This window comes from Agromyces sp. GXS1127 (assembly GCF_050565425.1).
Classification (GTDB): Bacteria; Actinomycetota; Actinomycetes; order Actinomycetales; family Microbacteriaceae; genus Agromyces.
In genome coordinates this window covers 78,928-101,395 of record NZ_JBOCIG010000010.1, presented here as the reverse complement: position 1 = coordinate 101,395, position 22,468 = coordinate 78,928, and the positions used below count along the sequence as shown (strand labels likewise).

The 22,468-nt window shown below is 72.0% G+C and carries 22 protein-coding genes and 1 tRNA gene; 11 read left to right on the top strand and 12 right to left on the bottom strand.

Annotated elements, in window-relative coordinates:
• The first annotated feature begins 373 nt into the window (after nt 1-373).
• The gene (locus tag ACQ393_RS16725) at nt 374-1,186 is read left to right on the top strand and encodes a winged helix-turn-helix domain-containing protein (RefSeq protein WP_430647993.1); all 813 of its coding nucleotides are present in this window, start codon (nt 374-376) and stop codon (nt 1,184-1,186) included.
• Between the two features lie 317 nt (nt 1,187-1,503).
• Nucleotides 1,504-1,974: a MarR family winged helix-turn-helix transcriptional regulator gene (locus tag ACQ393_RS16720; RefSeq protein ID WP_430647992.1), complete on the top strand. Its 471-nt coding sequence runs from the start codon at nt 1,504-1,506 to the stop codon at nt 1,972-1,974.
• Nucleotides 1,975-2,245: 271 nt separating this feature from the next.
• On the opposite strand, the gene ACQ393_RS16715 is transcribed toward ACQ393_RS16720, so the two are convergent.
• From ACQ393_RS16715 to ACQ393_RS16680, 8 genes are all read right to left on the bottom strand, one after another.
• Entirely contained in the window at nt 2,246-2,560 is a 315-nt protein-coding gene (locus ACQ393_RS16715; RefSeq protein ID WP_430647991.1) for a GNAT family N-acetyltransferase, read from the bottom strand.
• Nucleotides 2,561-2,601: 41 nt separating this feature from the next.
• Nucleotides 2,602-3,843 (bottom strand): DUF998 domain-containing protein, encoded by a 1,242-nt coding sequence (locus ACQ393_RS16710; RefSeq protein WP_430647990.1) that lies wholly within the window; start codon nt 3,841-3,843, stop codon nt 2,602-2,604.
• Between the two features lie 156 nt (nt 3,844-3,999).
• Nucleotides 4,000-5,880: a glycoside hydrolase family 15 protein gene (locus ACQ393_RS16705; protein ID WP_430647989.1), complete on the bottom strand. Its 1,881-nt coding sequence runs from the start codon at nt 5,878-5,880 to the stop codon at nt 4,000-4,002.
• Nucleotides 5,881-6,060: 180 nt separating this feature from the next.
• A tRNA-Arg gene (locus tag ACQ393_RS16700) sits at nt 6,061-6,133 on the bottom strand.
• Nucleotides 6,134-6,302: 169 nt separating this feature from the next.
• Nucleotides 6,303-7,232: a carbohydrate ABC transporter permease gene (locus tag ACQ393_RS16695; RefSeq protein WP_430647987.1), complete on the bottom strand. Its 930-nt coding sequence runs from the start codon at nt 7,230-7,232 to the stop codon at nt 6,303-6,305.
• The gene (locus ACQ393_RS16690) at nt 7,229-8,248 is read right to left on the bottom strand and encodes a carbohydrate ABC transporter permease (RefSeq protein ID WP_430647986.1); all 1,020 of its coding nucleotides are present in this window, start codon (nt 8,246-8,248) and stop codon (nt 7,229-7,231) included. The genes ACQ393_RS16695 and ACQ393_RS16690 overlap by 4 nt, the downstream gene beginning before the upstream one ends.
• Nucleotides 8,248-9,633 carry an ABC transporter substrate-binding protein gene (locus ACQ393_RS16685; protein ID WP_430647984.1) on the bottom strand — a complete coding sequence of 462 codons (1,386 nt, stop codon included), beginning with the start codon at nt 9,631-9,633 and terminating at the stop codon, nt 8,248-8,250. The genes ACQ393_RS16690 and ACQ393_RS16685 overlap by 1 nt, the downstream gene beginning before the upstream one ends.
• Nucleotides 9,634-9,772: 139 nt before the next feature.
• Nucleotides 9,773-10,954: an alcohol dehydrogenase catalytic domain-containing protein gene (locus tag ACQ393_RS16680; protein ID WP_430647983.1), complete on the bottom strand. Its 1,182-nt coding sequence runs from the start codon at nt 10,952-10,954 to the stop codon at nt 9,773-9,775.
• A gap of 135 nt (nt 10,955-11,089) precedes the next feature.
• On the opposite strand from ACQ393_RS16680, the gene ACQ393_RS16675 reads away from it, so the two are divergent.
• Together ACQ393_RS16675 and ACQ393_RS16670 are read left to right on the top strand one after the other, a co-directional pair.
• The gene (locus ACQ393_RS16675; RefSeq protein WP_430647982.1) at nt 11,090-11,413 is read left to right on the top strand and encodes an ATP-dependent DNA ligase; all 324 of its coding nucleotides are present in this window, start codon (nt 11,090-11,092) and stop codon (nt 11,411-11,413) included.
• 131 nt (nt 11,414-11,544) lie between these two features.
• Nucleotides 11,545-12,075, top strand: a complete 531-nt coding sequence (locus ACQ393_RS16670) for an SRPBCC family protein (RefSeq protein WP_430647981.1) — start codon at nt 11,545-11,547, stop codon at nt 12,073-12,075.
• Here ACQ393_RS16670 and ACQ393_RS16665 read toward each other — a convergent pair.
• On the bottom strand, nt 12,072-12,419 hold the full coding sequence (locus tag ACQ393_RS16665) for a hypothetical protein (protein WP_430647980.1): 348 nt from the start codon (nt 12,417-12,419) through the stop codon (nt 12,072-12,074). The two genes, ACQ393_RS16670 and ACQ393_RS16665, sit on opposite strands and share 4 nt — an antisense overlap.
• Nucleotides 12,420-12,560: 141 nt before the next feature.
• Between ACQ393_RS16665 and ACQ393_RS16660 the strand changes: the two genes are divergently transcribed.
• The 4 genes from ACQ393_RS16660 to ACQ393_RS16645 all read left to right on the top strand — a co-directional run bounded on the left by ACQ393_RS16660 (nt 12,561) and on the right by ACQ393_RS16645 (nt 15,971).
• Nucleotides 12,561-13,442: an SDR family oxidoreductase gene (locus tag ACQ393_RS16660; RefSeq protein WP_430647979.1), complete on the top strand. Its 882-nt coding sequence runs from the start codon at nt 12,561-12,563 to the stop codon at nt 13,440-13,442.
• Between the two features lie 32 nt (nt 13,443-13,474).
• Nucleotides 13,475-13,747, top strand: coding sequence for a DUF7218 family protein (locus tag ACQ393_RS16655; RefSeq protein WP_430647978.1), 273 nt, complete (start codon nt 13,475-13,477; stop codon nt 13,745-13,747).
• Nucleotides 13,748-13,757: 10 nt separating this feature from the next.
• Nucleotides 13,758-14,732 (top strand): DNA topoisomerase IB, encoded by a 975-nt coding sequence (locus tag ACQ393_RS16650; protein WP_430647976.1) that lies wholly within the window; start codon nt 13,758-13,760, stop codon nt 14,730-14,732.
• A 138-nt stretch (nt 14,733-14,870) separates the two neighbouring features.
• Nucleotides 14,871-15,971 (top strand): fatty acid desaturase family protein, encoded by a 1,101-nt coding sequence (locus ACQ393_RS16645; RefSeq protein WP_430648018.1) that lies wholly within the window; start codon nt 14,871-14,873, stop codon nt 15,969-15,971.
• A gap of 69 nt (nt 15,972-16,040) precedes the next feature.
• Here ACQ393_RS16645 and ACQ393_RS16640 read toward each other — a convergent pair whose 3' ends face one another.
• Together ACQ393_RS16640 and ACQ393_RS16635 are read right to left on the bottom strand one after the other, a co-directional pair.
• Nucleotides 16,041-16,382, bottom strand: coding sequence for a hypothetical protein (locus ACQ393_RS16640; RefSeq protein ID WP_430647975.1), 342 nt, complete (start codon nt 16,380-16,382; stop codon nt 16,041-16,043).
• A 52-nt stretch (nt 16,383-16,434) separates the two neighbouring features.
• The gene (locus tag ACQ393_RS16635) at nt 16,435-18,969 is read right to left on the bottom strand and encodes an ATP-dependent DNA ligase (RefSeq protein ID WP_430647974.1); all 2,535 of its coding nucleotides are present in this window, start codon (nt 18,967-18,969) and stop codon (nt 16,435-16,437) included.
• 180 nt (nt 18,970-19,149) lie between these two features.
• Between ACQ393_RS16635 and ACQ393_RS16630 the strand changes: the two genes are divergently transcribed.
• The 3 genes from ACQ393_RS16630 (at nt 19,150) to ACQ393_RS16620 (ending at nt 21,942) form a co-directional block, all read left to right on the top strand.
• Nucleotides 19,150-20,502, top strand: a complete 1,353-nt coding sequence (locus ACQ393_RS16630) for a glucose-6-phosphate dehydrogenase (protein ID WP_430647973.1) — start codon at nt 19,150-19,152, stop codon at nt 20,500-20,502.
• Nucleotides 20,503-20,598: 96 nt separating this feature from the next.
• The gene (locus ACQ393_RS16625) at nt 20,599-21,573 is read left to right on the top strand and encodes a Ku protein (protein WP_430647972.1); all 975 of its coding nucleotides are present in this window, start codon (nt 20,599-20,601) and stop codon (nt 21,571-21,573) included.
• Nucleotides 21,574-21,624: 51 nt separating this feature from the next.
• The gene (locus ACQ393_RS16620; protein WP_430647971.1) at nt 21,625-21,942 is read left to right on the top strand and encodes a hypothetical protein; all 318 of its coding nucleotides are present in this window, start codon (nt 21,625-21,627) and stop codon (nt 21,940-21,942) included.
• A gap of 9 nt (nt 21,943-21,951) precedes the next feature.
• Here the strand turns inward: ACQ393_RS16620 and ACQ393_RS16615 are convergent, their stop codons facing one another.
• The gene (locus ACQ393_RS16615) at nt 21,952-22,458 is read right to left on the bottom strand and encodes a ClbS/DfsB family four-helix bundle protein (RefSeq protein ID WP_430647970.1); all 507 of its coding nucleotides are present in this window, start codon (nt 22,456-22,458) and stop codon (nt 21,952-21,954) included.
• Nucleotides 22,459-22,468: the final 10 nt, after the last annotated feature.

Below are 22,468 nucleotides of genomic sequence, written 5' to 3'. Positions count from 1 at the left end.
CAGTCGGACCTCCCCCATCGCACGCGCGCCTCGCGCACCGCGTGCGACGTCACGCACGGTCATCGGGCGGTCACGGTTTGACACATCCGGGCGCCTGGGTTTGACTTTCGCCCATGACTGACACCGCACGCTCCCTGACCGCCCTCGAGGCTCAGCGGACTGCCGGCACGATGATGCCGGCGCGTGCGTCCATGTGTTGTCGAATGTGCCGCTGACCAGCGAACCCCCGCCGAGCACGCGACCGATCCCACCCCGATCGGAACGGGCTCCGTCGAACCCGAGACGCGTGATCGGGTTCTTCCCGGCCCACTCGGGCCATTCGCTCCGACCCCGATGACGGGCCGTCGACGCATCTTCCGCACAAGGATCCGCCATGTCTCTCGCTCTCGCACCCTCCGTCCGCACCGCCCACCCCGTCGTCCGCCAGGCGCACCCCGTCGCCCGCCCGACGCACCCCGCCGCGTACCGGCCCCAGCCGGCGGCCGCACGGCCCGCGACGGCCACGGCGGCGCCGGCGCCCGCACCGACGCCGGTCGCCGCTCCGGCCGCGCCCGCGGCGCCCCGCGTCCGTGCCGTGCCCGAGGGCACCGAGGCTCGCGGCTTCGTCCTCTACGTCGGCATCGACGAGCTCAAGGCCGCGGCCGACGGCACGAGCCTGCACCGCATCGTCGAGGCCCTCCGCACGCTGACCGCCGAGCTCGCTCCGTCGGCCGAGACCTACGCGGCCGTGGCCCTCGCGCCGGAAGGGGCCGGCGGCCGCGACGTCGACGTCGTCCGGCTCGCGCTGCAGGACCCGGCCGCACTCGCCCGCCAGCGCGAGTCGCAGGGCCTCAGCGACGACGCCGACCGGCACCCCGACGGCGTGATCATCGACATCTCGCGCAAGCGCGTGCTGCTCGACGGCGAGCCCGCCGGGCTCACGTACAAGGAGTTCGAGCTGCTGCAGTACCTCGTGCTCCGCGAGGGCCGCACGATCGACCGGCACGAGCTGATCGACGGCCTGTGGGCCGGCGACGACGAGATCCCGAACGAGCGCACGATCGACGTGCACATCCGCAGGCTCCGCTCGAAGCTCGCGCACTACCAGGACATCGTCCGCACTGTCCGCGGCGTCGGGTACCGGTTCGACCGGCACGCCGACGTCTCCATCCGCCAGGCGTCGACGCCGAGCCCCGACGTGTTCTGATCTCGCGAGGATCCCTCAGGAAACTCCCCCGCATTCGGGGCACATTCCACTAGCGCCCGTTACCGATCCGTTATATATTCGGAGAGCACCGGTTGTTTGCTGTGGCGGCCGGTGCGGAATGTGATTGCAGGACACTCTTGGTGCAAGGGAGAGGGCCGGTCGTCAGCCTCTACGACCGGCCCTCAACCGTGCCGGGGCCGGCCCGACCCGCCGACCGGCGCCACCCCGCGAAGGGGGTCTGCGCGACGGTGCGCGCATCCCTATCCTTGGTCTCATCGGCGTCCGTGTGCGCCGCCGATCCGACGAAGGGGGCGCAGTTGGCTGATCGCGCGATGGCCGTGGCGGCATGGGAGGCGCTCTTCCGCGCCCAGGTCTCGATCATGCGCCGGTTGTCGGCCGTGTTCCCCTCCGAGGTGATGTCCCTCAACGAGTACGACGTCCTGTTCAACATCTCGCGGGCACCCGGGCGCCGGCTCCGCCTCAAGGACCTCAACCGCCACCTCCTCATCTCGCAGCCCAGCGTGAGCCGGCTCGTGGACCGCCTGGCCGCGCGCGGCTGGGTGCTCAAGACCGACGACCCGCTCGACGGTCGGGGCACCATCGTCGAACTCACCGCGAAGGGCTTCGACGAGTTCCGGCGAGCCGCCCTCCACCACATGGAGGCGATCACGGATCGCGTCGGCGGGACGCTCGACGACGACGAGCTGCGGCAGCTCATCAGCCTCTGCGATCGACTCCGCGAGGCGCAGGGACCCACGCCGCCACCGAGCCGGCACCTCGAAGACTGACCGGGCCGGGAAATGACGGTGGGACGGGAACCCTACCTCCCGCCCCACCGCGGCCTCACAGGAGGCCCTCCCCGCCGAGCGACCCGAACTGAGCTCGGCGAGCACCTCCCGAGCGACCATGCTGGGACATCCGGTCGCATCCGCCGCGGTGCAGCGATCTGTCGGGTCGGGCCCCGACTCGGGTTTTGAGGAATCGTATCGTTTCGCGGCGGCGTCGGCAGTGCCCCAGAGCGGGGGGTACGGCGGAGGCCGCGCGTCGGCCGGTCGTCGGTCAGGCGGTCGTGACGCGACCCTCGGGCCAGTCGACGGAGTCCTCGTAGCCGGGATGCTTCCGCAGCCACGCGGCGATGAACGGGCATCGCGGCACGATCCGTTCGCCGCGGCGGACGGCGTCCTCCACGACGAACCGCGCCAGCATCGACCCGAGGCCACGTCCCTCGAAGGCCGGGTCGATCACGGTGTGGGTGAAGATGATCCGCCCGGGGCTTGCGCGGAACTTCGCGAAGCCCGCCTGGCTCCCCCCGAGCAGCAGTCGATAGCGCGTCGTCTCGTCGTCGCGGACGATCTCGACATCGTCGTCGGTCACGGGATCTCCTCTCAGCGCGGACCGCTCGGCCCGCGGGTTCATCAGGTGGAACGTGCGAGGCCCGGGTGCATTCCCGGCGGCGGCGCGCCGCTGAATGCGAACCTCGAGACGGTCGGCGCCCGCACGCGCCCGCCGCGGACGACGAGGTGTCCGCGCGCCGCGGCCTCGGCGGCCACGAGCGGGGCGGCGGGGGCGGCGATGCGCACGGCCGCGCCGGCCGCCGCGTCGACACGCTCGGGGTGCGTCGTGACCACGAGCGCGATCAGCCACACGAAGACGAGTGCGAAGGCGACCACCTCGAACACCGTGAGCGACGCCCAGCCGAGGCCGTCGTAGACCGCCCACACGGAGACCTCGACGACGATCGCCGCCGCCGAGGTCGCGATGAGCCGCCGCGGCAGGCGTCGCACGAGCCACGGCGCACCCGCGGCAAGGCCGAAGAAGGCGAGACCCGCGGCGCTCGCGAACACGTTGTGCAACGTCTCGTCGGCGTCGATGGGGACGAGCCCGACGCCGGCGAGCGCGAACCCGATGACGCCGACCAGTCCCCGCACGACGACCAGCGCGCCGCGGCGCGCCCGGTACTGCGCACGTGCGAGACCGCGGACGAGGCGCCCGGCCATCGCCGCCATCGCCCCGCCCGAGAGCACGAGCCCGGCGTTGAACCAGACGGCCGCCACGTCGTCCGAGGTCCCGAGCGTGCTGAAGTTGCGGGCCCACCACTCGCCCGTGTCGGTGAGGCTCATGCTCGCGAGGCATCCGGCGGCGAGCAGCATCGCCACCACGTTGAACGACCGGTAGACGCCCTGGTGGTGCGCGCGGCGGTGCACCGCGCCCGTCACTCCGCCGAGCCCGCCGGCGAGCACCGCGCACGCCGCCACGTGCCCGCCCGGAACGCCCGCGAACGCGTCAGCGGCGCTGCCCACGGCGAGCGCGGCGATGGTCGTCCATACGGAGGCGTTCGCGAACGCCCCGACGAGCGGGCCGCCCCAGGGCACGGGGCAGCGCGAGCGCGCGCTCCGTCGCCGTGCCGGCACGGACGCCACGGTGAGCGCGGTGAGCAGCAGCGCGGCGACCAGCACGGCGACGACGAGGCAGAGCACGTCGACGACGACGTGCTGCGGCCCGTGCGCGGCACCGGAGTGCGCGTGCGGCACGAGGTGCACCAGCCGGCTCCCGGCCGAGACGGCGACGGCTGCGGCGATGGCGACCATCGCGGAGATGAGGGCAGCGTGACGGGCGACCGGCGCCTGGCCGGTCGCAACGGCTCGCGCACCCCTCATAGCCGAACTCTCGATCGCGGGAATCTGACTGGTCCGAGCCTAACCGGCGGCTCGCCTCCGATCGAGGGGCGGATGGATCGAAGGCCCGGGATGCATGGCGGATTCACAGACGCCGGCGCGGCCCCCGCGACATCCGGCCCATCGCCTCGGCCCCGCTCAGTCGATCCGGCGTCCGCGCCGGAGCACCGGTCCGACGTCGCCCGACCCGTGGTCGAGCTGGTAGTCGAGGTTCACGGCCGCGTCGATCAGGGCGAGGTGGCTGAACGCCTGCGGGAAGTTGCCGAGCTGCTCGCCGGTGAGGCCGATCTCCTCGGCGTAGAGCCCGAGGTGGTTGGCGTAGGTCAGCATCTTCTCGAACACGAGCCGCGCCTCGTCGAGACGCCCCGAGCGCGCGAGCGCGTCGACGTACCAGAACGAGCACAGCGTGAACGTGCCCTCGCCGCCGGTCAGGCCGTCGGGGCTCGCGGCCGGGTCGTACCGGTACACGAGGCTGTCGGAGACGAGCTGGTCGTCGATCGCGTCGAGCGTCGACATCCAGAGCGGGTCGCGCGGCGTGACGAACCCCATGAGCGGCATCCGCAGCAGCGACGCGTCGAGCACGTCGCTGCCCTCGTGCTGGACGAAGGCCCGCAGCTCCGGGTCGAATCCGGCCTCCATGATGCGCTCGTAGATCCGGTCGCGCTCGTGGGTCCACCGCGTGAGCGACGCAGGGCGACCGTGGGCCCGGGCGAGCCGGATGCCGCGGTCGAGCGCCACCCACGACATGAAGCGGCCGTAGGTGAACCGCTGCGGGCCGCCGCGGGTCTCCCAGATGCCCTCCTCGGGCGTGTCCCAGTGGTCGCAGAGCCAGTCGAGCATCTCGCGGACCTTCATCCAGCCGGCGTGGGGCAGCTCGACGCCGTGGGTGTCGGCGAGGTGGATCGAGTCCATCGCCTCGCCGTAGATGTCGAGCTGCAGCTGGTCGGCGGCGCCGTTGCCGACGCGGACCGGGGCCGACCTCCGGTAGCCGGAGAGGTGATCGAGGACCGTCTCGGCCAGGTCGGAGGAGCCGTCGACGCGGTACATGATCTTCAGCGGGCCGGAATCGGTGCCGACGCTCTCGTGGATGCGGTCGAGCAGCCAGGAGACGAAGGCCTCGGCCTCCCGGCTGTACCCGAGGCTCACGAGCGCGTACACCGAGAAGGACGCGTCGCGGATCCAGGTGTACCGGTAGTCCCAATTGCGTTCGCCGCCGACCTGCTCGGGCAGGCCGGTCGTGGGCGCCGCGACGAGGGCGCCCGTCGGCGCGTAGGTCATGAGCTTCAGGGTGATGGCCGACCGCGAGACCATCTCGCGCCAGCGCCCTGTGTAGGTCGAGCGGTCGTTCCATTCGCGCCAGAAGCGCCGCGCCTCGAGGAAGGTCTCGACGAGTTCGTCCTCGCCGACCTGACGGGGTTCGACGTCGCCGGACTCGAGCATCACGCCGGTGAGCTCGCCGGCCCGCAGCGTGATCGTCACCCGGATGCCGTCGCCGACGACCTCGACCCGCCCGGCGCGCTCGTCGCCGTGGAGGATCGGGTCGCCGACCCGGTGGAGCGTGAGGGTGAGGTCGTCGGAGACGAACTTCGCGCCGACGCCCGCCGGGACCAGTCGGTGCGGCGCCCGTCCGTAGTCGAAGCGCGGCTGGATCTCGCCCTCGAACGTCATCTCCCCTCGGACGACGCGGACCATCCGCACGATCACGTGGCGGTCGGTCGCCGGCCCCTCCGCCACCGGCATGAAGTCGATCACCTCGCCGACGCCGGCATCGGTGAGGAACCGGGTGATGAGGATGGCGGTGTCCGGCAGGTAGAGCTGCCGGGTGACGTACTCCATGCCGACCGGGCGCACCCGGAAGTACCCGCCCCGGTCGGCGTCGACCAGCGAGCCGAACACGCTCGGCGCGTCGAACCGCGGACAGCAGAACCAGTCGATCGTGCCGTCCGTCGAGACGAGCGCCGCCGTCTGCAGGTCGCCGATCAGGCCGTGGTCGCTGATGTCCGGGTACCGCTTGGCCATGCGTCGCCCCTTCCCCCACTGGGGATCGTGGCATGCACGCCGACTCCGGGCAAGGGCGAGCGGATGCCGCAGCGAGGCGCCCGTCGGACGAGGGCGGGCCGGCGGCGGAAGCGGCGGGACACGGCGGAAGCACCCGGAGACGACGGAAGCGGCCCGCTCGTGCGAACCGCTTCCTCCCTGCGCGCCCGGAGGGACTCGAACCCCCAACCTTCTGATCCGTAGTCAGATGCTCTATCCATTGAGCTACGGGCGCATGGGATGTCGCCCGGAACCTCTCGGCTCATCAGGCAACCCCGTTACTTTATCCCACGTCGCGCCCACACGCCAATCGGGCGCCTCCGCCCGGGCGCGTCGCGGCCGTCGGCATGCCCCATCACACGACGTCGGTCGAAGGATGACGCGGCGGCGGGTCCGTCGCTCCGTCATCCCTTGATGCCGGTCGACGCGACGCCTTCGATGATGCGCCGCTGGGCGAGGAAGAACACGATGATGAGCGGCACCGTGGTGATCACGCTCGCGGTGACGATGATCTCCCAGTGCCACTCGCCGCCGAACCCGTAGGCGTCGACGAGCGACTTGAGCCCTCGCGGGATCGTGAAGGTGTCCGAATCGCGAAGGTAGATCAGGGCCTTCATCAGGTCGGTCCAGACGGCCTGGACCTCGAAGACGAGCACCACCGCGAGCGCCGGTCCGGTGAGCGGCAGCGCGATGCGCCAGAACACGCCCCATTGGCTCGCCCCGTCGACGCGCGCGGCGTCGAACAGGTCGCGCGGCAGCCCGAGGAAGAACTGCCGCAGCAGGAAGATGTAGAACGCGCTTCCGAAGAGGTTGCCCGCCCAGAGCGGGGTGAGCGTGCCGACCTGCCCGAGCGAGTTCCAGATGAGGAACACCGGGATCATCGTGACGGCCCCGGGGAGCATCATCGTCGCGAGCACCAGGCCGAACAGCGCCCCGCGCCCGCGGAACCGGAAGTACGCGAAGCCCCACGCCACCATCGCGCTCGAGAGCGTCACCGTCACCGCGGCGAGCACCGTGACGATCGCCGTGTTGAGCAGCCAGAGCGCGAGCGGCGCCTCCTGCCAGACCTGCACGTAGTTGTCGAGCGTGAAGGTCTGCGGGATCAGCAGGTTGTCGAACACCTCGCCCCGCGGCTTGAACGACGCGCTCACGAGCCACACGAAGGGGTAGACGAAGACGATGCCGATGAGGCTCAGCGCCACCCAGGCGAGCACCGTGCCCGCCCGCCGGCGCGTGCGCCCGCGGCCCGATCGGTGGCGGGGCACCGAGCGCGTGGCCCGGTCGTCGCGGACGGCGCCGGACTCGGCTGCGGCGACGCGGATGTCGGTGCTCACCGTTCCCCCTCGTAGTGCACGAGTCGGCGGGACACGATGAGCTGCACCGCGGTGACCGCCATGATGATGACGAACAGCAGCCAGGCCATCGCCGAGGCGTATCCCATGTTGAGGAACTGGAAGGCCTGCTGGAAGAGGTAGATGACGTAGAAGAGCGCGGCGTCGTTGCTGTACGTCGTGTTGCCGGACCCGAAGAACGCCGTGTACGCCTCGTCGAAGGTCTGGAGCGCCGCGATCGTGTTGACCACCACGATGAAGAAGAGCGCGGGACTGATCATCGGCAACGTGACGTTGCGGGCCTGGCGCCAGAACCCCGCGCCGTCGAGCTGCGCCGACTCGTAGAGCTCGCGCGGCACGTTGCGCAGGGCGGCGAGGAGGATCAGCACGGAGGCGCCGACCGTCCACAGCGACATGAACACCAGCCCGGGCTTCACCCACGCCGGGTCCGTGGTCCACGCGGGTCCGTCGATGCCGAACATGCCGAGGACCGAGTTCACGAGCCCGTTCTGCCCGTTGAAGAGCAGCAGGAACAGGACGCCGACCGCGACCGGCGGCGTCATCTTCGGCAGGAAGTAGATGGTGCGGAAGAAACCGGAGGCGCGCCCGGCCCGGTCGAGCAGGAGCGCGAGCGCGAGCGACACCAGCACGTACAGCGGCACCTGCAGCACCGTGAAGAACAGCGTGTTGCCGAGCGCGAGCAGCAGGTCGTCGTCGGCCGCGAGCCTCGCGTAGTTCTCGAGGCCGATGAACTCCGGATCGTTGATGACGTCGTAGTCGGTGAGCGACAGGTACGCGCTGTAGATCATCGGCCAAGCCGTGAAGACGAGGAAGCCGACGATCCACGGGCTGAGGAAGAGCAGGGCCGAGCCGAAGTTCCGCCGCGAGGCGCGCCGACGGCTGCGCCGCCGGTCGGTCGCCCCGGCCGAGTGCTCGGGCGGCCGGATCGGGCGCCGCGACGACGGCCCGCGGCCGGGCTCCGGTGCGGAGCCGACCTCGGGCCGCGTCGCGGTCGACATCAGTTCCCGCCGTCCAGTTCCGCCCAGGCCTCGTCCAGCGCCGCCTGCGCGGTCTCCTGCGCTTCGGCGAGCGCCTCGGCCGGCTCGGCCTGTCCATTGAGGACGCGGTTCACGGCCTCCTGCATCGCGTCGTCGAACTCGGCGTCGGCCGGGTTGGCCGGCAGCGAGACCGTGTTCTCGTTCGCCTCGTACATCGCCGAGACGCCCGAGTTCCACGGCTCGCCGCCATCCGTCGTCATGCCCCGGATCTCCTCGTCGGCGACCGCGTTGCCCGTGAGGATGCCGGTGAAGGGCTTGCCCTCCTCCTCGCGGAGGGCGAGGCGCGCCTCCGCGGCGGCACGCCACGCGTCGACCGAGGTCATGGCGCGGGCCCAGCGGCACGCCGCCTCCGGGTTGTCGCTGCCGGAGGGGATGGCCCAGGCGGAGCCGCCGGAGAACGCGATGGGCTCGCCCTCGGTCGTCCGCACGGTGTCGAAGGCCATCGGCGCGTCGGGGGACACGTCGTTCAGCACGTTGAGGTACCACTGCTCCATCGGCATCGCGCCGAGCGTGCCGGTCGCGAACTGGTTGCCCTCGCCGAAGAAGTCGGCGGAGTCGCGTGCCGCCTTGATGGCGGGGAAGCCGCCCTGCTCCTCGTAGACGCCGACCGCCCACTCGAGCGACTCGACGGCCTCCGCCGAGTCCAGCTGGGCCGTCCGGCCGTCCTCGCTGAGGATCGAACCGCCGGCGGCGGCGACCCAGAGCGGCAGGAACTCGGGCAGCTTCGAGTCGACGCCGATGACGTCGACACTGCCGCCGTCCTGGCGGACCATCGCGGCTGCGGCATCCGTCATCGCCTCGCGGTCGGAACCGTTCACGTCGTCGATCGAGACGCCGGCCTCGTCGAGCAGGTCGGCGTTGGCCATCGTGAGCTGCACGGTGTTGAACTCGGGGATGCCGTAGACCGTGCCGTCGAGCGTCACCTGCTCGATCGCCGACTCGACGAAGTCACCCGTCTCGATGCCCTCGCCGTCGATGCAGTCGTCGAGCGGGATCAACGCGCCGCGCGCGGCGAGGGATCCGATCTGGTCGCGATCCGCGTACAGGATCGAGGGCGGGTCGCCCGTGGCCACCGCGCTGAGGAACTGCTGGATGTCGAGGTCGCCCTCGATCAGCTCGACTTCCACGTCTCCGAGCTCCGCCTCCGCGAAGTCCATGCGCGAGGTGGCGACCTCGTCGACGCCGGAGAAGCCCATCACCGTGAGCGAACCGGACAGCTCGGCGCCCGGATCGTACTCGGCATCGGTGTCGTCGGCCTGTCCGCCGGTGCCGACGGCGCAGCCCGTGAGCATCAGCCCGGCCGCGGCGAGCATCGCGCCTGCCCGGACTCCCTGACCGAATCGCATCTGCAACCCCGTTCCCCCGTCGGATCTCGACCGGACGTGCACACCGTACGACCGGGCCGAACGCCTCCAGAAGGGGCTTGACACCAGTGCCGCACGGGAGCAGCAACGACCCCCGAACGGGTGACGGGCGATGCCGCCGTCAGGGACGCAGCAGCACCTTGATGCATCCCTCCGACTTGGTCTTGAAGAGCTCGTACATGGCGGGTGCCTCCTCGAGCGGGGCCCGGTGGGTGGCGAAGTCCTCCAGGCCGAGCGGATCGTCGTCGGCCTCGGCGAGGGGCATCAGCTCGGGCAGCCACCGGTGCACGTTGGCCTGCCCGAAGCGCATGGTGAGCTGCTTGTCGAAGATCGTGAGCATGGGCATCGGGTCGGCGTTGCCGCCGTAGACGCCCGCCACCGAGAGCGTGCCGCCGCGCCGGACGGCGTCGATCGCGAGATGCAGCGCACCGAGGCGGTCGAGGCCGGCGACCCGGAGCATCGGCTCGGCCGCGAACGACGGCAGCGAGCCGATCACGTTCTGCGCGAGGGCGACCGCCGGATGACCGTGGGCCTCGAGTCCGACCGCGTCGATGACGGCGTCCGGCCCCTCGTCGCCGGTCGCGTCGCGCAACGCGTCGACGGCCGCATCGTGGCCCTCGAGGTCGTGCACCTCGGCTCCGTGCCGCTCGGCCATCAGGCGGCGCTCCTCGACGGGGTCGACCGCGATGACGCGGATGCCGCGGTGCCGCGCGATGCGCACGGCCATCTGCCCGATCGGCCCGAGGCCGAGGACGGCGAGGACCTGATCCGGTCCCACCCCGGCGTACTCGACCGCCTGCCAGGCGGTCGGAGCGACGTCCGACAGGAACAGGTACCGTTCGTCGGGAAGGTCGCGCCCGACGACCTGGAGGTTGGCGTCGGCGCGCAGGACCCGCAACGCCTCGGCCTGGCCGCCCGGGATCCGGCCGTACAGCTCGGTGTAGCCGTAGAGCGCGGCACCGGTGCCCCGGTCGTCGTTCCGGGTGGTCCGGCACTGCGTGGTGAGACCCGAACGGCACATCTCGCAGTGGCCGCAGGCGATGACGAAGGGCACGACGACCCGGTCGCCGACCGCGATGCGCTCGACGTCGCGACCGACCTCCTCGACGATGCCCATGGCCTCGTGACCGAGGATGTCGCCGCGATGCATGACCGGGCCGAAGACGTCGAGCAGGTGCAGGTCCGAGCCGCAGATCGCGGTCGACGTGATCCGGACGATCGCGTCGGTCGGCTCGAGGATGCGGGGGTCGTCGACGTCGTCGACGCGGACGTGTCGGGCCGAGTGCCAGGTGACTGCGCGCATCGCGCCATTCCAGACGGTCGACGTCCCGCTCGCGAGAGGCTTGACAGCTCGGCCTGCCGCAGTCCGCCCACCGCGTCGGAGTCGCCGCGGCTCCACGGTGCCCGAGCCCGCCTCCTGACGACTAGAGTGCGGGACATGGGCAAGCTCATCTACAACTCGTCGAACCGCGAGATCGAGATCGAGGACCGGACCCTGGCCCACCTGCGGGTGGCGATCATCAACAAGCTTCGGCGCTCGGAGAGCTTCGCCATGACGTGGGAGCACGGCATGGAGCACGGCAGCGGCCGCACGACCCTCTGGCTGCACGAGTCGGTCCCGCTGCAGTTCGTGTTCAGCGGCAACCGGCCGCCCAAGCTCAACCGACTCTGGATCGAGCAGATGCTGCTGTCGGCGAACAGCACCACGGGCCTCCAGAACGTGCCCGAGCCCGAGGAGAACGAGCCGTTCGACTTCGAGTGAGCGTCGCGCCGGACGCCTCCCGCGGTAACAGCCGCCCTCCCATGCGGCAACCCCCTCGCCCCCTGGGGCCGGGCCTGCCTACGGTGGCCGCCGACGTGCAGTACTGCGCGTCCAGAAGGAGGGAGATCACCATGAGCACGACCGTGACCGCAGACATCGAGGTGGACGTCCCGATCCGCGTGGCCTACGACCAGTGGACCCAGTTCGAGTCGTTCCCGAACTTCATGAGCGGCGTGGAGTCGGTGCGCCAGATCGACGACTCCACCACCCACTGGGTGGCGTCGGTGGGCGGAGCGACCCGCGAGTTCGACGCGGACATCTCGGACCAGGTGCCCGACGACCACGTCGCATGGCACAGCACGACGGCCGAGGTGCACCACCGCGGTCGCGTCCAGTTCCGCGAGCTCGCCGCCGACCGCACGCGCGTCGACGTCACGCTCGAGTGGGAGCCCGAGGGCTTCGTCGAGGAGGCCGGCGCCGCGCTCGGCTTCGACGACCGGCAGGTCGAGCACGACCTCCGGAAGTTCAAGGAGTTCATCGAATCACGCGAGGTGCCGACCGGCGCGTGGCGCGGCGAGGTGCACGGCGGCACGGCCGCCGGCGGTGCCGACCCGCTCGGCAGCGACGGCGTCGTCGGCCAGGACCCCGACCTGCGCCCCTAGTCGCGCAGTGGGGCGGGCCCGCCGGTGGCGGCGCCCGCCTCAGCGCCGATCTGCTCGGGGACGAGCTGGATCCCGCCCGTGGAGTTCGCGCTCCGCATGAGCTCCTCGAGGTAGGACCGGCTCAGCTCCGGGGGATCCGGGTCCTCGAAGACGAACCGCAGCGGGATGTTCGGGTGCAGCCACAGCGTGCTCCGCCCGTCGGGTTGGTCCAGGGGATGCTGCCAGGAGACCGTGAACGACTCGCCGCGTCGGAGCTTGGTGACGATCGCCACCTGCAGGTGCGCCAGCGCCCGGTCCTCGATGCCGATCGGGGTGGCCTGGCTCCCGTAGTACATCGTGCCCATGTCGACGAGGGTAGCGAGCGCGTCCCGCGCCGGGACGGGCCGTCGGTCCCATCACCGGTCGACCGGCTCCCGTCAACCCCTCGGCCGCGCCGGCGCCCGCGCGTAGCGTGACCTGACGGACATTCGAACGAGGAGGTCCACGTGCGAGACCATCTGGTCGATCCGACCACCAAGCACACCGCGGAGCCGTTCCCGGTGCAGGAGCAGCCGCCGCCCGGCCTGACCCCGAGGATGACCCCGCAGCCCGACCACGGCGAGTACAGCTACCGCGGCTCGGGCCGGCTGGCCGGCCGGAGGGCCCTCATCACGGGCGGCGACTCCGGCATCGGCCGCGCGGTCGCGATCGCGTTCGCCCGGGAGGGTGCGGACGTCGCGATCGCCTACCTGCCCGACGAGCAGGACGACGCCGACGAGACGGCGTACTGGATCCGCGACGCGGAACGGCGCGCCGAGCTCCTGCCGGGCGACCTCCTCGACGAGCAGCACTGCGCCGACCTCGTCGATCGCACCCATGACGCCTTCGGCGGCATCGACCTGCTCGTGCTGAACGCCGCGCATCAGCGCGATCGAGGCGGCATCGACGAGGTGCCGACCGACGACTTCGACGCGGTCATGCGCGTCAACCTGTACTCGAGCGTCTTCCTCGCCCGCGCGGCGGTGCCGAGGATGGATGCCGGCTCGTCGATCATCACGACCTCCTCCATCCAGGGGTTCGATCCGTCGTCCCGGCTCGTCGACTACGCGATGACCAAGGCGGCGCTCGTCGCCTTCACGAGGGCGTTGGCCGAGGAGCTCGGGCCGCGCGGCATCCGGGTCAACTCGGTGGCGCCGGGCCCGATCTGGACTCCGCTCATCCCGTCGACGGGATGGCCGGACAAGCTGCCGAAGTTCGGGCAGGACACTCCGCTGGGGCGCGCCGGGCAGCCGGCCGAGCTCGCGGGCGCCTACGTCTACCTCGCGTCCGACGACGCGTCGTACACGTCCGGCGCGATCCTGCCCGTCACGGGAGGCAAGCCGCTCTGACGGGCGGCCCGAACACGGAAGGGGAACCGCACATGCCAGGCAACCGACGCGGGCAGAACTCGCTGAAGGATCCCGAGATGTACGAGGAGCTGCGCGAGGACGGCGCCTCCAAGGAGAAGGCGGCCCGCATCTCCAACGCGGCGGCCGCGCGCGGCCGGAGCTCCGTCGGCCGGAAGGGCGGCGAGTCGGGCAGCTACGACGACTGGACCGTCCCCGAGCTCAAGAAGCGGGCCAAGGAGCTCGGCCTGAGCGGCTACAGCGACATGCGGAAGGGCCAGCTCATCAGCGCCCTGCGCAACCACTGAGAGGCGACGGATGCCGCGGCTGCGACGCGTCGAACCGTACGCGTCGCCTGGCATCCTGCGCCGCCGCAGCGGCCGCGGATTCACGTACCGCCATGGGGACGGCACGCTCGCCGACCGCGCGGAGCGGAACCGGATCGCGGACCTCGCGATCCCGCCGGCGTGGACGGACGTGTGGATCGCGGAGGCGCCGAACGCGCACATCCTGGCGGTCGGGGTCGACGCGGCCGGCCGCCGGCAGTACCTGTACCACCCGGTCTGGCGCGAGCGCCAGGACGCCGAGAAGTTCGAGCGGATGACGGCGCTCGCCGGGGTCCTGCCCGGGGCGCGCCGCGGCGTCCGCCGGGACCTCGCGCTCGAGGAACTGCGACGCGAGCGCGTGCTGGCCGCCGCGTTCCGCACGCTCGACCTCGGCGCCATCCGGATCGGTTCCGAGGAGTCGCTCGCGCAGGCGCGCAGCCGCGGGCTGACGACGCTCCTGGTGCGCAACGCGCGTCTGGAGGGCGCCGACGCGGTGCGGCTCAGGTTCCGGGCGAAGGGCGGCATCGCGCAGGACCTCATGCTGGAGGACGCGGCGCTCGCCGCGTTCGTCGAGGGGATGTCGGGACGCTCGCCCGCCGCACGGCTCTACGCGTTCACCGAGGGGCGGCGCATGCGTCCGCTCGGCCCGATCGACGTCAACGAGGACATCCGCGCGCGCACCGGCGGCGACTTCACGGCGAAGGACTTCCGGACCCTCCGCGGCACGATCGCCGCCGCCGACCGGTTGGCGCAGCTCGGCACGGCCGGCACGGCCCGGGCGCGCAACGCGGCGGTCCGCGAGGCGATCGTCAGGGCGAGCGAGGTGCTCGGCAACACGCCCGCGATCGCCAAGGCGAGCTACGTCGACCCGCGCGTGGTGGAGGCGTACGAGCACGGCCGACTGGTCGACCTGCGCGGCGGCCGGGAACGCGCCCTGCTCCAGCTGCTGGTCGACGACACCGCCTGACCCGCGCGCCGCCCGTGCGTCTGCTGGGGATCCCCCGCACGTACGTCCGGCGGCACATACGCGCACGTACGCTTGCCATATCCGCGGGTGGACGCCCGCATCACACCGGCTGGGAAGTCGACGACGACGGGCCGGATCATCAGTTCTCCCATCTCAGCACCGCGGGTCGGTGCCATCCGTTCGACCACGGCGCGCGGCGATCGGCCGCCCGTCACCCAGAGCTACACCGCGCTGTCGCAGGTGATCAAGGAGAGCGGGTTGCTCCGCCGCACGCCGGTCTTCTACGCGCTGCTCGTCGGCGGGCTGGCGCTCGCACTCGGCGGCGCGGTGACCGGCTTCGTGCTGCTCGGCGACTCGTGGTTCCAGCTGCTCATCGCCGGGGCGCTCGGCATCATCTTCACCCAGTTCGCCTTCTTCGCCCACGAGGCGTCGCACCGCGCGGTGCTCGCCTCGGGCCGCGCGAACGACCGCGTGGGGCGGCTCGTCGCCACGGGCGTGGTCGGGATCAGCTACCAGTGGTGGATGACGAAGCACACGCGCCACCACGCGAACCCCAACAAGGTCGGCAAGGACCCCGACATCGAGTTCGACACGATCTCGTTCGTCGAGGAGGACGCGGCGCGGCAGCGTGGACCCCTCCGCTGGATCGCGCGCCGCCAGGGCTGGCTGTTCTTCCCGCTGCTCCTGCTAGAGGGCCTCAACCTGCACGTCACCTCGATCCGCTCGCTGTTCGAGCGGCGCCCCGTGCCCGGTCGGGTCCTCGAGCTCACGGTCATCGCCCTCCGGCTCGGCGCCTACCTCGCGGTCGTCTTCTGGTTCCTGCCGCTCGGCCTGGCCTTCGCGTTCCTCGGGGTGCAGCTGGCCGTGTTCGGCGTGTACATGGGCGCCTCGTTCGCGCCCAACCACAAGGGCATGCCGATCGTCCCGGCCGACGCGAAGCTGGACTTCCTCAGCAAGCAGGTGCTCACGAGCCGGAACATCACCGGGCGGTGGACGGGCGCGCTCATGGGCGGCCTCAACCACCAGGTCGAGCACCACCTCTTCCCGAGCATGCCGCGCCCGCACCTCGGTCGCGCGCGCGAGATCGTGCGCGAGCACTGCCGGTCGCTGGGCATCCCGTACACCGAGACGACGCTCGTCGACTCCTACGCGATCGTGATCCGGTACCTCAACCGGGTCGGCCTCGCGGCCCGCGACCCGTTCGACTGCCCGGCCGCGGGCGAGTTCCGGCGTCGCTGATCCCCTCGGACGGCGCGCAAGACCCGGTCGCCGTGCCCGCGACCGGAACCGTCGGAGCGGCCCGACGGGTCAGGCGGCTCGCGCCGGCTCGGGGCCGCTCGGCGGCGCGCCGGCGGCGCGCTCGAGGTCGAGCACGATGCCGCCGCCGGAGTTCGCGCCGCGCATGAGGTCCTCGATCCACTCGCGGTCGAGTTGCGGCGCGATCGGGGCCTCGAAGACGAACCGGAGCGGGATCGCGGGGTGGAGCCAGAGCGAGCTCCGCCCCGGCGTTGGGGTGTCGACATGGCGCCACGAGAGCATGAAGCTCTCGTTCCGGCGGAGCTTCGTCGTGATCGCGATCTTCAGGTGTGCGAGCGCGCGATCGTCGATGTCGATCGGGGTTCCGGCGTCGCCGTAGTAGAGGGTTCCCACGCCTGCAGATTACCCCCGATCGGGTGACAAGGGAATGCGGGGATTCGCGGAATCACGCGGATCCCGGGGCCGTGTCCCCCATTCGACCGTCGGGCTCCCGGCGCACCTCTGACGGCGCCTTGTCGGGCCGCAGGCCACGCCAACGGGGGTGCCTCGCCACCCCGGTCCGCGTCCACTCGCCGAACTCGATCTCCCCGACGAGCTCGGGGCGGACCCAGACGGCGTCCGCGGCGTCCGTCGCCGGCACCTCGAGGAACGGCGACGTGTCCCCCACCCGCTCGTCGAGCATTCCCCGCAGCCGCTCGGCCTCACGTTCCCGAAGGCCCGAGCCCACCCGGCCGGCGTAGCGCAGGCCGTCGGCGGTCGGCACGCCGACGAGGAGCGAGCGGATGCGGCCCGTCCGCGTGCCCTCGCCGCGGCGGTAGCCGCCGATGACGACCTCCTGGGTGCGCGAGAGCTTGACCTTGACCCACTCGTCGCTGCGGATGCCCGGCCGGTAGCGCGATGCCCGCCGCTTCGCGACGATGCCCTCGAGGCCGAGGCGGCGGGCCTCATCGAGCGCGGCATCCGGGGCGAGCGCGACGATCGGCGGAACGTCCACCGGCGACCCGTCCCCCTGCGGCCGCACGAGTCGCTCCAACCGCTCGCGCCGTCGCAGGTAGGGCTCGTCGAGCGTGGGCGTGCCCGCGACCTCGAGCACGTCGAACAGGTGGAGCCCGACCGGGACTGATGCCGCGGCGGCGGCGATCTCGCGGGGCCGGCCGAGGTTCATGCGGCGTTGCAGCAGCCCGAAGTCGGGTCGCCCATCCTCGTCGAGCGCGACGATCTCGCCGTCGACGACGGCGTCCGCGCGGAGCGCGGACGCGAGCGCCGCGAGCTCCGGGTAGGTGGCGGTCTGGTCGATGCCGTTGCGGCTCACGAGCCGTACGGCGCCGTCCTCGACGCGCGCGATCACCCGGATCCCGTCCCACTTCCACTCGATCGCCCAGTCGTCGCCCGTCACGAGCCCCGCGGCGCCCGGGACGGCGAGCATCGGCTTGGGCACGGGCTCGCGCGAGATCGCGCTCGAGCGTGCGCGCGGCACGACCGGGTCGGCGGTCCGCGCGGAGGACGCGGACGAGGACGCCCCACGTCGCGAGCGCGTCGGGCGCGGCGCGGCCGTGCCCGCCGCCGACGCGGCATCCGCCCCCGGCTCCTGGGCCGACCCGCCGCGCTGCTCCTTCATCCGATGCAGCAGCCACTGGCTCTTCTCCCCGTCGCCCTGCGTGCGGATGAGCGCGAGCCGGACACGCCCGAGCGGCCCGCCGACCCGGCCGTGCAGCGTGAAGATGACCTCGTCGTCGCGCCACTTCTCGGTCTCGTAGGTTCCCGTGTCCCAGACCGTCATCGACCCGGCGCCGTACTGGCCCTCCGGGATCGTGCCCTCGAAGACGAGGTACTGCATCGGGTGGTCCTCGGTCTGCACGGCGAGGTGGTTCGTGCCCGTGTCATCCGGCACGCCCTTGGGCACGGCCCAGCTCTTCAGGACGCCGTCACGCTCGAGCCGCAGGTCGTGGTGGAGCCGACGGGCGTGGTGCTCCTGGATGACGAACCGGGGATCGCCGTCGTTCGCGACGCCCCACGCCGAGTCGGGCATGGGCTCGGGCGTCGACCCGGCGCTGCGCATCGACAGGTAGGTGCTCAACGGGCCGTCGGCGCTCGCTCCGGTCACCGCGAGCATGGGATCGCCGCGCTCGGCCACGAGCGCCACGACCTCATCGGCCTCGACGTGCCGGAGGCCGGGATCCTCCAGCTCCTCCCAGGTTCGCGGCGCGGCGACGGTGGGGCGGAAGCGCCCGCGGAGCGAGTACGGGGCGATGGTCGTCTTCTTGCCGTTGTTCTGGCTCCAGTCGATGAGCACCTTGCCGCCGCGCAGCGCCTTCTTCATGCTCGACACGATCAGGTCGGGGTGGTCGGCCTCGAGCGCCCGGGCGAGCTCGTGTGCGACCGCCGACACCTGGTCGGAGGTCTGGGCGCCGTCGAGGGCCGCGTACAGGTGGATGCCCTTGCTGCCGCTCGTCACCGGCACGGGATCGAGTCCCATGGGGCCGAGGATGCCGCGGACCATCCGGGCGACCTCGGCGCATTCCGCGAGGCCCGCGCCCTCCCCCGGATCGAGGTCGAACACCATGCGGTCGGGATTCGCGGGCTCGCCCGACGCGTCGAACCGCCACTGCGGCACGTGCAGCTCGATGGCGCCCATCTGGGCCAGCCAGACGAGGCTCGCGCGACTGTCGGCGACGGGATAGGCCTTGTCGCCGTCGGAGTGGTGCTGCACGCCGCGCCGCAGCCAGTCCGGCGCGTGCTCGAGGTTCTTCTCGAAGAACGCCTGACCCGGATGGCTCGGGGTGCCGACGCCATCGACCCAGCGCTTGCGCGTGACCGGCCGGCCCGCCACGTGCGGCAGCAGCACGGGCGCGATCTCGGCGTAGTACGCGATCATCTCGCCCTTGGTCATGCCGGTCTCCGGGTACATGACCTTGTCGAGGCTCGTCAACCGGAGCCGACGACCGTCGACGTCCACCGTCTGCGCTGGGCCCTGCGCCATGCCCCCATCCTGCCCGCTCCGAGCCCGACGTGCCGTTGACCGGGCGGGGGTTGCGCATCGCCCGGTGGACCGGGCGACGCCATGGCCCACGTGTCAACCCCGGCCGCCGTTCGAGCGGATCGCCGCGCACCGCCATAGCGTGGGGTGCGCCCGCCGTTCCGACGACCGAGGGAGCCCGACATGACCGCCGCACCCGCCACGCTCCTCGTCCTCGGAGCGGACGGCGACCTGACGGGACGGCTGCTCCTCCCGGGTCTCGGCACGCTGCTCGCCTCCGCCGACCTCGAGATCGAGGTCATCGGGGCGGGCCTCGGCGATCTCGACGCGCCGACATGGCGCGCACGCGTCGAGACGGCGCTCGACGGGGTGCCGGAACCCCGGCGGGCGCGCCTGCTCGACACGACGCGCTACCTGCGGGCGGATGCCACGGAGCCGGCCGAGCTCTCGCGACTGCTCGCCGAGTGCCGCTTCGTGCCCGTCGTCTACTTCGCGCTGCCGCCGTCGGTGACCGCCCGCGTCTGCGCCGTGCTCGAGGCCCTCGACACCCCGGATGGCATGCGCCTCGCGCTCGAGAAGCCGTTCGGCGGCGACCTCGGCGGGGCGCGGGCGCTGAACGCCCTGCTCACGCGCATCGTGCCCGAGCGCCGGATCTACCGCATCGACCACTTCCTCGGGCGCGCGACGGTGCTCAACCTCCTCGGGATGCGCTTCGCGAACCGCCTGCTCGAGCCGGTCTGGAACGGCACGGCGATCGAGCGGATCGACCTCGTCTACGACGAGACCCTCGCGCTCGAGGACCGCGCCGGCTACTACGACGGCGCCGGCGCGCTGGTCGACATGATCCAGAGCCACCTGCTCGCGGTGCTCGCGCTCGTCGCCATGGAACCGATCTCGAGCGTCGACGAGGTCGGGCTGCGCGACGCGATGGCCGAGGTGCTCCGCCGGACGTCGGTGCGCGGCGACGACCCGATCGCCTCCAGCCGCCGGGCCAGGTACACGGCGGGATCCGTCGACGGCCGCGCACTGCCCGCCTACGCGGACGAGCCGGGCGTCGATCCCCGGCGCGGGACGGAGACGCTCGCCGAGGTCGTCGTCGAAGTGGGCACCGACCGCTGGCGCGGCGTGCCGTTCCTGCTCCGGTCGGGCAAGGCGCTGGGACGCGCCCGCAAGGTCGTGCGGGCGGTGTTCCGGCCCGTGCCGCCGATCGAGGGCCTCGAGGGCCGTCCCCGTGCCGACTGGCTCGAGCTCGACCTGAGCTCGGGACAGGTCGAGCTCGGCCTGACCATGAACGGCGGGGGCGACCCGTTCGCGCTCGAGCAGACGACGCTCGTCGCGCAGCAGGTCCCCGGCGCGCTGCTGCCGTACGGGGAGGTCCTGAAGGGCATCCTCACCGACGATCCGACGCTGTCCGTGCGCGGCGACATCGCCGAGGAGTCCTGGCGGATCGTCGAGCCGGTCCTGGCGGCCTGGCGCGACGGTCGGGTCCCGCTGGAGGAGTATCCGGCGGGTTCGGACGGGCCGACCGGCGGCTGATCCGTCCCCCGGTGCGGGGCCGCGGCATCCGTCGCCCGATCGGGCCCGGGGCGCAAGGGCTACCGCTCGCATCCGGTCGGGTGTGTACTGGGGGGCATGCGAGCCGTGTGGAAGGGGGCGGTCACGTTCGGCCTCGTCAACGTGCCCGTCAAGCTGTACAGCGCCACCGAGGACCACGACGTGTCCCTGCACCAGGTGCACGACGCCGACGGCGGGCGCATCCGCTACCAGCGCGTGTGCGAGATCGACGGCGAGGTCGTGCCCTACCAGCACATCGACAAGGCCTACGACGACGGCGAGCGCACGGTCGTCATCACCGACCAGGATCTGAAGTCGCTGCCCGCGGAGCGCAGCCGCGAGATCGAGGTCGTCGAGTTCGTGCCGACCGAGCAGATCGACCCGATCATGTTCGACCGCAGCTACTACCTCGAGCCCGATTCGGCGTCGAACAAGGCGTACGTGCTGCTGCGCGAGGCCCTCGAGTCGACCGACCGCACCGCGGTCGTCCGGATGGCGCTGCGCCAGAAGACGCGACTCGCCGCGCTGCGCGTGTTCGGCGACGTGCTCATGGTCCAGACCCTCCTCTGGAGCGACGAGGTGCGGCAGGCGAACTTCCCCGCGCTCGACGAGCCGGCGAAGATCACCTCGAAGGAGCTCGACCTCTCCAAGCAGCTCATCGAGAGCCTCTCCAACGACTTCGAGCCCGAGCAGTTCGTCGACGAGTACCAGCAGGAGCTCCGCACGCTCATCCAGGCGAAGCTCGAGCAGGGCGACGCGCTCGACACCGCGGCGACGTTCGGCGAGCAGCCCGAGGAGGAGGGCGGCGAGGTCATCGACCTCATGGAGGCCCTGCGGCAGTCGATCGCCGCGAAGCGCGGCGGCGGGGCGGACGGCGAGGCGTCGACGTCGTCGAAGCCGGCATCGTCCGCGAGGTCGTCCTCGTCCTCGTCGAAGACGAAGGCGAGCGGGAAGAAGCCCGCGGCGAAGGCCGCGTCATCGAAGGCCTCCAAGGCCGACTCGGCCGACGAGAAGCCTGCGGCGAAGCGTCGCACGACGAAGAAGGCGGGCTGACGCCGGCGTCAACCCCGTGCCGGGTGGAGCCGCGCGACGTAGCGTGACGCCATGAGCGACAACGAGGACATCCTCTCCCGATTCGCGGCCGGTGAGGGCGAGAACGGTCCGCCGGCGCCGGAGCGACCCCACGACCTCCCGCGTCCGGACGACGACATCCCCGGCGCGAACACCGACACCGACGACACCCGCACCTCGCCCGGCAGCGAGACCGAGACGATCGAGAAGCAGCAGGACCCGATGCCCGACCGCGTGGCCGCCGACATCGACGAGTCGCAGGTGCGCGCGGTGCCGGGCACCGGCGGTCCCGACGACGCGGGCGACGTGGACGTCGACCCCGACGAGCTGAACCTGCCCGGCCGGTCCTGAACCGGCCGCTCAACGGAGCACGCCGAGTGCCCAGGCGTAGTGGCCGCCGAGGCACTCGTGCGCGGGCTCGGCGAGCGTCGCACCGCGGAGCCACGCCCTGCCCTCGCTGAAGATCTCGGCGTCGGTCATCGCGTCGAGCCGGGCGAGCGCGGAGGCGTGGCTGGCGCGCAGCCGCTCGCGCGCAACGGCGGCGTCGGCCTCGCCGCGATAGCGGTCGCGCAGGTCGCGATTGAGCCGGTCGAGGTCGCGCCACGTGTAGCCGTCGGCCGGGAACGCGGGTACCTCGCCCGCAGCGTCGGCGGTGATCCAGTCGAGGAGCAGCACGTGCCAGGCGTGCAGGTGGTTGACCACGTCGAGCGCGTCCCGGTCGCGCGGCTCGGGGGCCGCGGCATCCGTCATGGGCGCGGTGCGCGCGGGAAGGGCGACCCCGTGGAGGGAGTCGAGTGCGCGCTCGAGCTCGGCGAAGCGATCGACCGCCTGGCGGACGAGGTCGGAGCGGTGCTGCGGGATCGTCACGCGCCCAGCC

Coding starts and splice junctions, on each gene's coding strand:
- ACQ393_RS16630 (WP_430647973.1), top strand. CDS start 19,150: ATGACCGCCGCACCCGCCACGCTCCTCGTCCTCGGAGCGGACGGCGAC.
- ACQ393_RS16685 (WP_430647984.1), bottom strand. CDS start 9,633: ATGCGATTCGGTCAGGGAGTCCGGGCAGGCGCGATGCTCGCCGCGGCC.
- ACQ393_RS16625 (WP_430647972.1), top strand. CDS start 20,599: ATGCGAGCCGTGTGGAAGGGGGCGGTCACGTTCGGCCTCGTCAACGTG.
- ACQ393_RS16725 (WP_430647993.1), top strand. CDS start 374: ATGTCTCTCGCTCTCGCACCCTCCGTCCGCACCGCCCACCCCGTCGTC.
- ACQ393_RS16650 (WP_430647976.1), top strand. CDS start 13,758: ATGCCGCGGCTGCGACGCGTCGAACCGTACGCGTCGCCTGGCATCCTG.
- ACQ393_RS16710 (WP_430647990.1), bottom strand. CDS start 3,843: ATGAGGGGTGCGCGAGCCGTTGCGACCGGCCAGGCGCCGGTCGCCCGT.
- ACQ393_RS16620 (WP_430647971.1), top strand. CDS start 21,625: ATGAGCGACAACGAGGACATCCTCTCCCGATTCGCGGCCGGTGAGGGC.
- ACQ393_RS16635 (WP_430647974.1), bottom strand. CDS start 18,969: ATGGCGCAGGGCCCAGCGCAGACGGTGGACGTCGACGGTCGTCGGCTC.
- ACQ393_RS16670 (WP_430647981.1), top strand. CDS start 11,545: ATGAGCACGACCGTGACCGCAGACATCGAGGTGGACGTCCCGATCCGC.
- ACQ393_RS16655 (WP_430647978.1), top strand. CDS start 13,475: ATGCCAGGCAACCGACGCGGGCAGAACTCGCTGAAGGATCCCGAGATG.
- ACQ393_RS16675 (WP_430647982.1), top strand. CDS start 11,090: ATGGGCAAGCTCATCTACAACTCGTCGAACCGCGAGATCGAGATCGAG.
- ACQ393_RS16690 (WP_430647986.1), bottom strand. CDS start 8,248: ATGTCGACCGCGACGCGGCCCGAGGTCGGCTCCGCACCGGAGCCCGGC.
- ACQ393_RS16705 (WP_430647989.1), bottom strand. CDS start 5,880: ATGGCCAAGCGGTACCCGGACATCAGCGACCACGGCCTGATCGGCGAC.
- ACQ393_RS16665 (WP_430647980.1), bottom strand. CDS start 12,419: ATGGGCACGATGTACTACGGGAGCCAGGCCACCCCGATCGGCATCGAG.
- ACQ393_RS16680 (WP_430647983.1), bottom strand. CDS start 10,954: ATGCGCGCAGTCACCTGGCACTCGGCCCGACACGTCCGCGTCGACGAC.